Here is an 11943-nt window from a genome sequence, read left to right as displayed (position 1 = left end):
GTCACCACATCACCGCACACCCATCAGAGATCAGGAGAACCCATCATGCCCAGTACCACCGTCGCGGTCGGCTCAGCCGTCGGCCTGCACGCCCGTCCCGCCACCATCATCGCCGAGGCGGTCGCGGCCACCGGCTCGCCGGTCACCCTCGCCGTCGACGGCGGCGAACCGGTGGACGCGGGATCGGCGTTGATGATCATGACCCTCGGCGCCGAGAAGGGCACCGCGATCACGGTCGACGCGGAGGATCAGGCGACGCTCGACCAGATCGCCGGGCTCGTCGCCGCCGACCTCGACGCCTGACGGCTGACCGACCTGGTCGTCGATCGGTCGATCAGCCGCTGACCACCAGGTCGGTCAGTTCACCCGCCAACGCCGACGGCACCTTGACACGCATCAGGGTGCCGGCGGCGTCGTGATCGGTGGACAGGACGTCGCCCTGGGCGTGGATGCGTGACACCAGATCACCGCGGGAGAACGGGATACGCACCGACAGCTCGATGTCGTCGCGACCGACCACCTCACGGATGCGGTCGAGCAGTTCACCGATACCGGCGCCGGTGGCGGCGGAGACGAACACCGCCCCCGGGAACGCACCCCGCAACTGGGCCAACACCAGCGGGTCGGCCTTGTCGATCTTGTTGATCACCAGGATCTCCGGCGGCATCGCCGCGCCCCGGCTGCCGTCGGCGGACGCGACATCCGGTGGAGTGCCGGCGAGGTCGGTCGGCGCCGTCCAGTCGGTCACGTTGTCGGCGGTGATCCCGCCGTCCCCCTCGATGTCGCGCAACACGGTGTTCACCGCATCGATCTGATCGGTCGGGAACTCGTCGGATCCGTCGACGACGTGCAGCAGCAGGTCGGCGGCGGTCACCTCCTCCAACGTCGACCGAAAAGCCTCCACCAACTGGGTCGGCAGGTGACGGACGAATCCGACGGTGTCGGTGAACACGACCTCCCGGCCGTCGTCGAGGACACCGCGACGGCTGGTCGGGTCGAGGGTTGCGAACAGGGCGTTCTGTACCAGCACGCCGGATCCGGTCATCGCGTTGATCAGACTGGACTTGCCCGCGTTGGTGTATCCGACGATCGCGACCGCGGGCACCGCGGCATCGGACCGCTGGGTGCGCTTCACGGTGCGCGCGGTCTTCATCCCACGGATCTCACGGCGCAGTTTGGCCATCCGCTCACGGATACGGCGGCGGTCGGTCTCGATCTTCGTCTCACCGGGACCACGCAGGCCCACACCGCCGTTGCTCCCCGCACGACCACCGGCCTGCCGGGACATCGACTCACCCCAACCGCGCAACCGCGGCAGCATGTACTCCATCTGCGCGAGTGCGACCTGCGCCTTGCCCTCCCGGGACGTCGCGTGCTGGGCGAAGATGTCGAGGATCAACGCGGTTCGGTCGATCACCTTCACCTTGACCACCTTCTCCAGCGCGGTCAGCTGTGCCGGACTGAGCTCACCGTCGCAGATGACGGTGTCGGCACCGGTGGCCAGCACCACCTCCCGCAGCTCGGTGGCCTTCCCCGATCCGATGTACGTGGCCGGATCCGGGCGGTCGCGACGCTGGATCATGCCGTCGAGAACCTGCGACCCCGCGGTCTCGGCGAGGGCGGCCAACTCGACCATGCTGGCCTGGGCCTGCGCGGACGATCCCTCGGTCCAGACGCCCACGAGGACGACCCGTTCGAGGCGTAGCTGCCGGTATTCGACCTCGGTGACGTCGGTGAGTTCGGTGGACAGCCCGGCCACGCGCTGCAACGAGCTGCGTTCGTCGAGCTGGAGTTCGCCGGTGGTCGGCGAGGGATGAAGGTCTGTCATGTAGCTCTCAGTCATATGTCGGACAGGGTGGCACGCCGCGAGTGTGCAGCGCACGCCGTTTTTCGGTGGTCCGGTGGACGCGTCACCGCAGGGCCGCATGCCAGGCCGGACCGAGGACGCCCTCGGCGACGAGCTCGGACGGACCGCGTAGTCCGCTGCCGTCTCCGTCGACCCACGCCTGTACCTCACCACCGGGCACCACGACGGTCAGTCGGCCGATGTCTCGTCCCTCGGCACGCAGCGCGGCGGCCGCGGTGGCGACGATGCCGGTACCGCAACTGCGGGTCTCTCCCACCCCGCGTTCGAACACCCGCATGTGCACGCGTCCGTCCCGCGGCGCGGTGATGACCTCGACGTTGGCGCCGGTCGGGAACACCGCGGTGTCGAACTCCACCCCACTGGTCAGGTCCAGCGCGGCCAGGGCTCGGGGGTCCAGCTCGTCGACCACGCAGGCCAGATGCGGGTTGCCCACATCCACCACCACCCCGCCGAACACTTGCCGGGCGACGGTGGCCTTGGACTCGGGACCGACGGTCACCGTGCCCATGTCCACGCTGACGTCGGCCAGACCGTCATGGGCGGAGTGAACGTGGACCGGGCGGGCCCCGGCCCGCGAGCCGACCGTGAACTCCGCTCCCGTGACCAGCCCGGCGTGGGTGAGGAAGTGGGCGAACACCCGCACCCCGTTGCCGCACATCTCGGCGATGCTGCCGTCGGCGTTGCGGTAATCCATGAACCAGTCGTCGGCGGTCACGCCCGTCGGCAGCCCGTCCAGCACCCCGGCGTCGACCAGCGCTCCGGCCCGGGCCACCCGGAGCAGACCGTCCGCGCCGAGGCCGCGTCGACGGTCGCACAGGGCGACAACCGACTCCGGCCGCAGCGAGAGCGTCACCTCCGGGTCGGGCAGCACCACGAAATCGTTTTGGGTGCCGTGACCCTTCAGGAACGGGATCGGGGCGCGCGAGGTCATCATCCCAGGTTACCGGTCCCGGGCTCCGGTCTCCGAGTCGTAGGTCGCGGTCGCCGAGCCCGCTGGACCGCCGGTCGAGTTCGGTGTCTCCGACCGGCGCACCGCGGCGATCGCCGCACCGGTCAGGTCGGGCCGGGCGGCGTCGAGCCAGACGATCCGGTCGTCGCGGCGAAACCACGAGCGTTGTCTGCGCACGTACCGTCGGGTTCCGGCGGCGGTCAGCTCCTCGGCGGCGGCCAGGTCGTGGTCCCCGGCCATCGCGGCCAGCACCTGCGAATAACCGATGGCCCGGACCGCGGTGAGACCATCCCGGAGGCCCGCGTCGACGAGACCACGCACCTCGTCGACCAGACCGTCGGCGAACATCTGCCGGGTGCGGTCGGCGATGCGCTGATCGAGTTCGGCGGTGTCGCGGTCGACGGCGACGATGACGGTGTCCCACGCGGGGCGGCCACGGACGGGCGCCGACGCCGCGAACGGCCTGCCGGTCACCTCCACCACCTCCAGAGCCCGGACGACGCGCCTGCCGTCGGTGGGCAGGATCGTGGCGGCGGCCTGCGGATCCACCTCGGCGAGCCGTCGGTGCAATGCGGCCACCCCGTCGGCCGCGAGTTGCCGCTCGTATCGGTCGCGGACGGCCGGATCGGTGGCCGGAAACTGCCAGTCGTCGAGCAGGGCCTGGATGTACATCATCGAACCCCCGACGATCACCGGCCGTCGCCCCCGCGCCCGGATGTCCTCGACGTCGCGTCGGGCGGCCGCCTGATACCGGGCGACCGTCGCGGTCTCGGTCACATCGAGCACGTCGAACTGGTGGTGCGGGATACCCCGCCGTTCCGCGACCGGCGTCTTCGCGGTGCCGACGTCCATGCCGCGGTACTGCTGCATGGCGTCGACGTTGACGATCTCGCCGTCGAGTTCCTCGGCCAACGACAACGCCAGCGCCGACTTGCCGCTCGCGGTGGGACCGATCACCGCCACCGGAGAGCTCACGAGGCGCCCCCCACCGACCAGCGGGCGACGATGTACCCGACTCCGAACGGTGCTGCCGCATAGTAGGTCTCACCGTGGAATCGGCCGTCGGTGTCGAGTCCGGCCGCGACCTGGAACGCGGCGCGGCCGCCGATACCCGCACCAGACGCGGCGCCGACCGACAGGCCGATCAGACCGTCGCGGTCACCGGTGCCGACGGCCGCGTCGAGGTCGTCCTGCAGGGCGCGACACTCCGGCGAGAACCCCCCGCCCGGTGCCGTGTCGCCGAGCCGCGTGGAGCCGTCGGCGACCACCAGCACGCCCACCGGTTCGGCGTCCGCGTCGAGTTCCGCGCGCAGGGCGGCCCCTCTGGCCGCGCAGTCCGCGGGCGGCAGGTCCGGGGCGACCAGCAGCGGACGAGCAGTGACGTCGGCGCCCACCCGACCGCGCAACCATCCGCCGATCAACAACGACAACGGCATCCCCGGGTCCGCTGGGTGGTCACGCCCGTCGACGGGGGCGAGCGAGACCACGACGTCCACTCCGAAGCCACGAAACGTCCCAACACGAGCGACGTCGCGCTCGTCGGCGTCGGCCCCGACGATCACCCACCGCCGGCTCGTCGCGGCCAGTCCCGCCACCGCGCGGAGAGCGGCCGTACGCACCGGTGCGGTGTCGGCGGCGGACGGACCGGCCAACTGCGGCACCAACAATGGTGCGCTCGGGACGAACACCACGGCGGCGAGCACACCACGACGGTAGTCGACCTCCGCAGACGGGCGGCCGCAGCTCGAGGCGTCGGGTCCGAAGACGTGAGCGATGGTGATGTGCGCAACCACCGCGCGATACCGGCCGGGCTGCTTGAATGGTTCCCGAACATCGGCGCAACGTATGCGTCGAACGAGGTCAGATCGTGGCAGCCGTGACGCGCGGCAGAGACGAGGCAACTCATGGGCGACACCGAGAACCCGTCGGGCGGCAGCATCACCCCGGGCACCGAGACTCCGGCAGGGACTGGCTCGCCGGCAGCGCCGCGGCCCGTCCCGAAACCTCGGCCCGGGCCACGTCCGGGTCCACGACCGGGCCCGGTCGCGGTGCCGCCCCGGCTCGACCCCACCCCCACCCGACCCACGTCCGACCCGCGCAAGTTCGGCCGGGTCGACGAGGAGGGCAACGTCTTCCTCATCACCGCGACCGGTGACCGTCAGATCGGGTCCTGGCAGGCAGGCTCCCCCGACGACGGACTCGCGCACTTCGGTCGCAAGTTCGACGACCTCGACACCGAGGTGGAGATCCTCGAGGAACGCCTGGCGGCGGGCGCCGGTGATCTCCGCAAGGTCAAGGTGGCCGCCGAACACCTGCTGGAGTCGTTGCCGACCGCAGCGGTGATCGGCGACCTCGCAGCCGTGGAGCAACGGTTGAACGCCCTGGTCGTCGGCGCCGACGAGGCGGCGGCGCAGGCGGGGCGGGATCGTGAGCGCGCTCGATCCGCGGCGATCGCCCGCAAGGAGGAACTCGCGGCCGAGGCAGAGCAGATCGGCGAGGAATCCACCCAGTGGAAGGTCTCGGGTGACCGGTTGCGCGCGATCCTCGACGAGTGGAAGTCGATCAAGGGTGTCGATCGCAAGACCGACGACGTGCTGTGGCGTCGATACTCCAAGGCCCGGGACGCGTTCAACCGCCGCCGCGGGGCCCACTTCGCCGAACTCGATCGGGAGCGCGCGGGCGCCAAGGCCCGCAAGGAGGAGTTGATCGAGCAGGCCGAGGCGTTGTCGTCGTCGACCGACTGGTCGCCGACCGCGGCGAAGTTCCGCGACCTGCTCACCGAGTGGAAGGCCTCGGGTCGCGCACCGCGCGACACCGACGACGCGCTGTGGGCCCGGTTCAAGGCCGCCCAGGACGTCTTCTTCGACGCCCGCAAGGCGGTGAACAACGAGATCAACGCCGAGTACGAGGAGAACGGGAAAAAGAAGGCCGAGCTGCTGACCGAGGCGGAGGCGCTGACCCCCGGACGCGACCTGGAGGCGGCACGACGCGGGTTCCGGGGCATCCGTGACCGCTGGGACGAGATCGGCAAGGTCCCACGCGAGCAGATGCACACCCTCGAGAACCGCTTGCGCGCGGTGGAGAAGCGGATCCGCGACGCCGAGGACGCACAATGGCAACGCACCGACCCCGAGGCGCAGGCCCGCGCCGAACAGTTCCGGCTCCGGGTGGACCAGTTCGAGCAGCAGGCCGCCAAGGCCGAGGCGAACGGTAAGACCAAGGACGCCGCCAAGCTCCGCGAGCAGGCCGCTCAGTGGCGCGAGTGGGCCGACGCGGCCCAGAGCGCCGTCTCCGACCGCTGATCAACGGCACGCTCGACGCCGGTTTCGGCCCACTCGACGGGGTGACCCCGTCGAGTGGGCCCTCGTTACCGTCGAGTGGGCCGTTATCGGTCGTCGTGGTTGTCGGGGGCCGGGGTGTCGGTGCCGGGGCGCCGCTGCAGCGAGCGTGCTCGACGTTCGGCGCCTGCCGCCTCGTCGCGCCGCTGCTGTTCGAGGGTGAGCTGGTAACTGGTGCGGGCCCACACCACGCGAGCCCAGTGGAATGCGATGACGAATGCCGCGATCCAGCCCAGGACCAGCCCGATCCCGACGCCGTGGACGGGGTGCACGTTGTTGACCCCCGGGGTGTTTCGCGACCACCAGGCCAGCATTCCCGCCACACAACTGACCGCACTGCCGCACAGTGCGACCCAGGCCAGCACCCAGCGTCTGGTCAGCAGCGCGGCCGCGGAGAACCCGATCCCGAACACGACCAGCAGGTACACGAACGCGCGTGAGGTGATGGTGATCGCCTCGGCGTGTGCGCGCGCCGACGACGTCAACACGTCGATACCGGTCGCCGTCCCACTGTGTGGCAACAGCAGGGACCCGATGGCCACCAGGACGGCGACGGCGACCACCAGCGCCCGGGCACCGGGATCGATCTCCCCGGCAACCTTGCGTTCCACCTTCTTCAGGTCGGTCTCGAACTGACCGAATCGTTCGCTCATACCGCACTCCCCGATGCACACCCGGTATCGACCGGTTCGACCGTCGGGCGCCCGATCCCCGGGAGCCCCAGCCCCACCCCGATGGGCGGGGTGGTGGTCGCGGTCCCGGCCTCGTGCAGATCGCCTGCACGGGTCCGGCGATGACTCAGAACCCCGTCGTCGGCGAGCAGATGATGGGGGGCGGCGGCACTGATCCGGACCTCCACCACGTCGCCGGGACGCGGCATGGTCTGGGTCTCGGCGACGGCGAAGTGCACCAGTCGACCATCGCGTGCCCGCCCGCTACGACGGCGCGTCTCGGTGTTCTTACGTCCGTCGCCCGCGGTCACCAGTAGTTCCTCGACGCGGCCGACGCGGCGCCGGTTCTCCTGCAGGCAGATGTCGTCCTGCAGCGCGGTGAGCCGCAGATATCGCTCACGCACCACCTCCGGCGGCACCTGATCCTCCATCTCCGCGGCCGGTGTCCCGGGACGCGGCGAGTACTGGAAGGTGAACGCGCTGCTGAACCGGGCCTGCGCCACCACGTCGAGGGTGTCCTGGAAGTCCGCCTCGGTCTCACCGGGGAACCCCACGATGATGTCGGTGGTGATGGCGGCGTCGGGCATCGCCGCACGCACCTTCTCGATGATGCCCAGGAACTTGCGCTGCCGGTAGGAGCGGCGCATGGCCTTCAGTATCCGGTCGGATCCTGACTGCAGCGGCATGTGCAGTTGTGGGCAGACATTCGCTGTCTCGGCCATGGCGTGGATGACGTCGTCGGTGAACTCGGCCGGATGCGGCGACGTGAACCGCACCCGCTCGAGTCCGTCGATCTGCCCGCAGGCACGGAGCAGGTCGGCGAACGCCCCGCGGTTGCGGGGTTGGTCGGGATCCGAGAAGGACATCCCGTAGGCGTTCACGTTCTGACCGAGCAGGGTGACCTCGAGGACCCCCTCCTCGACCAGGGCCTGGACCTCGGCGAGCACATCACCGGGTCGGCGATCGATCTCCTTCCCGCGCAGGGCGGGGACAATGCAGAAGGTGCAGGTGTTGTTGCAGCCCACCGACACCGACACCCAACCGGCATAGGTGGACTCGCGACGGGCGGGCAGCGTTGACGGGAAATGCTCGAGCGCATCCGCGATCTCGACCTGGGCGCGGTCATTGTGCCGGGCCCGTTCCAGCAACGCCGGAAGCGAGCCCAGATTGTGCGTACCGAACACCACATCGACCCAGGGCGCGCGATCGAGAACCGCCTGTTTGTCCTTCTGCGCCAGACATCCACCGACCGCGATCTGCATGCCGGGACGCTCGGCCTTCACCGGGGCCAGATGCGACAGGTTGCCATAGAGCTTGTTGTCCGCGTTCTCCCGCACGGCACAGGTGTTGAACACCACCAGGTCGGGTGTCTGGTCCTGCGCCGCACGACGGTAGCCGGCGGCGTCGAGCATGCCGGAGATGCGCTCCGAGTCGTGCACGTTCATCTGGCAGCCGTATGTTCTGACCTGGTAGAGCCTGCCCTCGGTCGGGTCCGACGAGGCACTGTGGGCTGGGTGTTCACGAACGGTGTTCATCGACCACCAGGGTACGTCCCACCCCTCGGCGAGCCCACATCGGTGAGAACACGGACCACGGTTGGTAAAGATTGCATTGCCATTTTCTCCTGGCGTCGATTCCCGGTCTCCGAGACGATGTCCGTCAGTAACGTGCTCGCCATGACCGACTCGCAGTTCGAACCGGTAGGCCGCTCCCCCGACACCTCCGCGTCGGGAGGCGGTGGTGTGGCGGCACCCGATGCTCCATCGATGATCTCGGTGCGCTCGGCGCAGAAGCACTTCGGCGACCTGCACGTGTTGCGGGACATCGAACTCGAGGTCCCTCGCGGTCAGGTGGTGGTGGTCCTCGGCCCCTCGGGTTCCGGCAAGTCCACCCTGTGCCGGACGATCAACCGCCTCGAACCGATCGACAGCGGTGAGATCCGCGTGGACGGCGAACCGTTGCCGTCGGAGGGGCGCGCGCTGGCGAATCTGCGGGCCGAGGTGGGCATGGTCTTCCAGTCGTTCAACCTCTTCGCCCACAAGACGATCCTCGACAACGTCACCCTCGGACCGGTGAAGGTCCGAGGGAAGAAGAAGGAGGAGGCCCGCGCGCGAGCGGTCGAGTTGCTCGAACGCGTGGGCATCGCCGAGCAGAAGGACAAGTACCCGGCGCAACTGTCGGGTGGTCAGCAACAACGCGTCGCGATCGCCAGGGCGCTGGCGATGGACCCCAAGGTCATGTTGTTCGACGAACCCACCTCGGCCCTCGACCCGGAGATGGTGAACGAGGTGCTCGACGTGATGGTGTCGCTGGCCCGGGAGGGTATGACGATGCTCGTGGTCACCCACGAGATGGGTTTCGCGCGTAAGGCCGCCGACCGCGTGGTGTTCATGGCCGACGGTGTCATCGTGGAGGACACCGACCCCGAATCGTTCTTCACCGCGCCGAAGTCCGAGCGTGCCCGGGACTTCCTGTCCAAGATTCTCGGCCACTGATGGCTGTCCGAGCTTCGCTCGCCGGTCCGGACGGACGCGACCGCACAGGCAGACTCCGCCCGGGCCGTGGACTACGTATCGGGCTCGCCCTGCTCTTGACGATGACTGTCACCGGACTCGGCATCGCCGCCTGTGGTAACACCGACCCGCGCAACCTGATCGATTCCATCAAGCGCGGCTCGGTGATCCTCGGGACGAAGTACGACCAGCCCGGGCTCGGGTTGCGCGAACCGAACAACACGTTCACCGGATTCGATGTCGGGGTGTCGACCTTCGTGGTCAACAACATCGCCGACCGGCTCAAGGTCAAGCACCCCAAGATCACCTGGCGCGAGACGCCGTCGGCTCAACGAGAGACGCTGATCGACAACGGCGAGGTCGACATGATCGCCGCGACCTATTCGATCACCGCCGCCCGCGCCAAGAAGGTGGCCTTCGCCGGTCCCTACCTGGTGAACTACCAGGGCCTGTTGGTCCGCGAGGACGACAACAGCATCTCGACCCTGACCGACCTCGACAAGGGTAAGAAGCTGTGTTCGGTCACCGGTTCCACATCGGCGCAGAACGTGAAGAACCAGCTGTCCGGCGTGCAGTTGCAGGAGTACGACTCGTACTCGTCGTGCGTCGAGGCGTTGCGGTTGAAGAAGGTGGACGCACTGACCACCGACGAGGTGATCCTGGCCGGATTCGCGGATTTCTCGTTGTACCGCAACAAGTTCAAAATCGTCGACATGACATATCCGAAGAACGCGTGCGTCACGGCCTCCGGGAAGAAGTCGTTGAAGAAGGCCGGTGCACCGTTCTCCACCGAGCGCTACGGGATCGGCATGGCCCAGCAGTTCCCACAGGCCGTCGACGAGGTGAACACCGCTCTCGACGCAATGCTCACCCCCGGTCCCGACGGTGGCGAGTCGGCCTGGGAGCGAACCTTGCGGGAGAACATCGGCGATGGCGAGGTGGACAAGTTGAAAGCGCGTGCATCGGCACCCGAATCGCAGTACTCCCTGGTGCCCACGCCCGGTGACCAGGCCTTCCTGGACGCCACGTCGACCCCGTGCCCGGCGGACCAGTCATGAGCGAACTCTGGTCGGACATGGGCCCCGGGTTGTGGCCGGCGTTCTGGGTCACCATCAAGCTGACGTTCTGGGCGGCCCTGGGTTCGGTGATCTGGGGCACGGTGCTGGCTGGTATGCGCGTCTCCCCGGTACCGGTGATGCGGTGGGTCGGCACCTGGTACGTGAACATCGTCCGCAACACCCCCTTGACCCTCATCGTCATCTTCTGCTCGGTGGGGCTGTATCAGAATCTGGGTCTCGCGCTGGCCCCCGAGAACGAGAACTTCATCGACAACAACAACTTCTGGCTCGCGGTGCTCGGGTTCATCCTCTACACCTCGACCTTCGTCTGCGAGACCCTGCGGTCCGGCATCAACACGGTGCCGCTCGGGCAGGCGGAGGCGGCCCGGTCGTTGGGGATGTCGTTCACCCAGGTTTTCGGCGTCATCGTGCTGCCGCAGGCGACGCGGTCGGTGATCGGGCCGATGGGCAGCGTGCTCATCGCCCTCACCAAGAACACCACCATCGCTTCCGCCATCGGAGTCGCCGAGGCCTCCCTGCTGATGAAGGAGCAGATCGAGAACCACGCCGATCAGGTGGTGTGGATCTTCGTCATCATCGCGGTCGGTTTCATGATCCTCACCCTCGCCGAGGGGTATCTGTTCGGTTTCCTGGCACGGCGATGGGCGGTCCGGCGATGAGCAGCGCGACAGTCCTCTACGACGCACCCGGACCCAAGGCCCGTATCCGGAACCTGGCCATCGCGGTGGTCTTCGGGCTGGTGGTCGTCGGCGTGGTCACCTGGGTGTTGGTGGTTCTCGCCGGCAACGACCAGCTCACCGGCGAGAAGTGGTCACCCTTCGTCCACGGCGACACCTGGACCACCTATCTGCTGCCCGGCCTGTGGGGAACGCTCAAGGCCGCCGCCGTGTCGATCGTGCTGGCTCTGCTGGTCGGCACTGTGCTGGGAATCGGCCGGTTGTCGGATCACCGGATCGTGCGCGGGATGTCCGGCGTGATCGTGGAGGTGTTCCGGGCCATCCCGGTGTTGATCTTGATGATCTTCGCCTACTACCTGTTCGCGCGGTACGCGGTCTTCCCGTCCTCGCAGTTGCCGTTCGCCGCGGTGGTGTTCGGGCTGACCCTGTACAACGGGTCGGTCATCGCCGAGATCATCCGGTCCGGCATCAACTCGCTGCCCTCGGGGCAGGCCGAAGCCGCCTCCGCGATCGGCCTGCGCAAATCGCAGGCGATGCAGCTGATCTTGCTGCCGCAGGCCGTCACCGCGATGCTTCCGGCCCTCATCTCCCAGATGGTGATCGCGCTGAAGGACAGTGCTCTGGGCTATGCCATCGGCTATGTCGAGGTGGTGCGATCCGGTATCCAGTCCGCCTCGTACTTCGGCAACTACCTGCCAGCACTGGTGGTGGTCGCGGCGGTGATGATCGTCATCAACTTCGGGCTGTCGGTACTGGCCACGTACCTGGAACGCCGCCTGCGCCAGGGTCGTCGCAGCAGCGCGACCCGGGTGCCGGTGGAGTTGGACAAGGAGCCCGGACTGATCTGAG

At 68.4% G+C, this 11943-nt stretch carries 12 protein-coding genes; 6 read left to right on the top strand and 6 right to left on the bottom strand.

What is annotated here, in order from left to right; translation table 11 throughout:
* Positions 1 to 45 precede the first annotated feature (45 nt).
* Positions 46 to 303 carry an HPr family phosphocarrier protein gene (locus BW971_RS05970; protein ID WP_076477609.1) on the top strand — a complete coding sequence of 86 codons (258 nt, stop codon included), beginning with the start codon at positions 46 to 48 and terminating at the stop codon, positions 301 to 303.
* A gap of 31 nt (positions 304 to 334) precedes the next feature.
* Here BW971_RS05970 and hflX read toward each other — a convergent pair whose 3' ends face one another.
* The 4 genes from hflX to BW971_RS05950 all read right to left on the bottom strand — a co-directional run bounded on the left by hflX (position 335) and on the right by BW971_RS05950 (position 4609).
* A complete protein-coding gene (gene hflX, locus BW971_RS05965) occupies positions 335 to 1843 on the bottom strand; it encodes a GTPase HflX (RefSeq protein ID WP_200799368.1) in 1509 nt (502 codons plus the stop codon).
* 67 nt (positions 1844 to 1910) lie between these two features.
* Positions 1911 to 2801 (bottom strand): diaminopimelate epimerase, encoded by an 891-nt coding sequence (gene dapF / locus BW971_RS05960; protein ID WP_143690221.1) that lies wholly within the window; start codon positions 2799 to 2801, stop codon positions 1911 to 1913.
* A gap of 6 nt (positions 2802 to 2807) precedes the next feature.
* Positions 2808 to 3791, bottom strand: coding sequence for a tRNA (adenosine(37)-N6)-dimethylallyltransferase MiaA (gene miaA / locus BW971_RS05955; RefSeq protein ID WP_083709343.1), 984 nt, complete (start codon positions 3789 to 3791; stop codon positions 2808 to 2810).
* On the bottom strand, positions 3788 to 4609 hold the full coding sequence (locus BW971_RS05950; protein ID WP_327200641.1) for a class III extradiol ring-cleavage dioxygenase family protein: 822 nt from the start codon (positions 4607 to 4609) through the stop codon (positions 3788 to 3790). The genes miaA and BW971_RS05950 overlap by 4 nt, the downstream gene beginning before the upstream one ends.
* A 111-nt stretch (positions 4610 to 4720) precedes the next feature.
* Here BW971_RS05950 and BW971_RS05945 point away from each other — a divergent pair, with 111 nt between their 5' ends.
* Positions 4721 to 6118: a DUF349 domain-containing protein gene (locus tag BW971_RS05945; RefSeq protein WP_076477607.1), complete on the top strand. Its 1398-nt coding sequence runs from the start codon at positions 4721 to 4723 to the stop codon at positions 6116 to 6118.
* Between the two features lie 83 nt (positions 6119 to 6201).
* Here the strand turns inward: BW971_RS05945 and BW971_RS05940 are convergent, their stop codons facing one another.
* The gene (locus BW971_RS05940) at positions 6202 to 6807 is read right to left on the bottom strand and encodes an Rv2732c family membrane protein (protein ID WP_076477605.1); all 606 of its coding nucleotides are present in this window, start codon (positions 6805 to 6807) and stop codon (positions 6202 to 6204) included.
* The gene (gene miaB / locus BW971_RS05935) at positions 6804 to 8360 is read right to left on the bottom strand and encodes a tRNA (N6-isopentenyl adenosine(37)-C2)-methylthiotransferase MiaB (protein ID WP_076477603.1); all 1557 of its coding nucleotides are present in this window, start codon (positions 8358 to 8360) and stop codon (positions 6804 to 6806) included. Before miaB ends, BW971_RS05940 begins: the two co-directional genes overlap by 4 nt.
* Before the next feature lie 231 nt (positions 8361 to 8591).
* Here miaB and BW971_RS05930 point away from each other — a divergent pair, with 231 nt between their 5' ends.
* From BW971_RS05930 to BW971_RS05915, 4 genes are read left to right on the top strand one after another with little or no spacing between them, the layout of a single operon-like run.
* Complete coding sequence (locus BW971_RS05930) at positions 8592 to 9320, top strand: amino acid ABC transporter ATP-binding protein (protein ID WP_200799376.1); 729 nt, start codon at positions 8592 to 8594, stop codon at positions 9318 to 9320.
* Positions 9320 to 10396, top strand: coding sequence for a glutamate ABC transporter substrate-binding protein (locus BW971_RS05925; RefSeq protein ID WP_076477601.1), 1077 nt, complete (start codon positions 9320 to 9322; stop codon positions 10394 to 10396). The genes BW971_RS05930 and BW971_RS05925 overlap by 1 nt, the downstream gene beginning before the upstream one ends.
* A complete protein-coding gene (locus BW971_RS05920) occupies positions 10393 to 11076 on the top strand; it encodes an amino acid ABC transporter permease (RefSeq protein WP_076477599.1) in 684 nt (227 codons plus the stop codon). Before BW971_RS05925 ends, BW971_RS05920 begins: the two co-directional genes overlap by 4 nt.
* Complete coding sequence (locus BW971_RS05915; protein ID WP_076478171.1) at positions 11073 to 11942, top strand: amino acid ABC transporter permease; 870 nt, start codon at positions 11073 to 11075, stop codon at positions 11940 to 11942. Before BW971_RS05920 ends, BW971_RS05915 begins: the two co-directional genes overlap by 4 nt.
* The last annotated feature ends 1 nt before the right edge of the window (position 11943 follow it).

The sequence above is a fragment of the Williamsia sterculiae genome (assembly GCF_900156495.1).
Classification (GTDB): domain Bacteria; phylum Actinomycetota; class Actinomycetes; order Mycobacteriales; family Mycobacteriaceae; genus Williamsia_B; species Williamsia_B sterculiae.
The sequence above is the reverse complement of the archived record's forward strand: the minus strand, read 5'-3'. Positions and strand labels throughout refer to the sequence as shown.

Bases quoted from the DNA above. Each gene is read 5' to 3' on its own strand.
- BW971_RS05970 (WP_076477609.1), top strand. From the start codon at position 46: ATGCCCAGTACCACCGTCGCGGTCGGCTCAGCCGTCGGCCTGCACGCC.
- BW971_RS05940 (WP_076477605.1), bottom strand. From the start codon at position 6,807: ATGAGCGAACGATTCGGTCAGTTCGAGACCGACCTGAAGAAGGTGGAA.
- BW971_RS05915 (WP_076478171.1), top strand. From the start codon at position 11,073: ATGAGCAGCGCGACAGTCCTCTACGACGCACCCGGACCCAAGGCCCGT.
- miaB (WP_076477603.1), bottom strand. From the start codon at position 8,360: ATGAACACCGTTCGTGAACACCCAGCCCACAGTGCCTCGTCGGACCCG.
- BW971_RS05930 (WP_200799376.1), top strand. From the start codon at position 8,592: ATGATCTCGGTGCGCTCGGCGCAGAAGCACTTCGGCGACCTGCACGTG.
- BW971_RS05920 (WP_076477599.1), top strand. From the start codon at position 10,393: ATGAGCGAACTCTGGTCGGACATGGGCCCCGGGTTGTGGCCGGCGTTC.
- hflX (WP_200799368.1), bottom strand. From the start codon at position 1,843: ATGACTGAGAGCTACATGACAGACCTTCATCCCTCGCCGACCACCGGC.
- BW971_RS05945 (WP_076477607.1), top strand. From the start codon at position 4,721: ATGGGCGACACCGAGAACCCGTCGGGCGGCAGCATCACCCCGGGCACC.
- BW971_RS05925 (WP_076477601.1), top strand. From the start codon at position 9,320: ATGGCTGTCCGAGCTTCGCTCGCCGGTCCGGACGGACGCGACCGCACA.
- dapF (WP_143690221.1), bottom strand. From the start codon at position 2,801: ATGATGACCTCGCGCGCCCCGATCCCGTTCCTGAAGGGTCACGGCACC.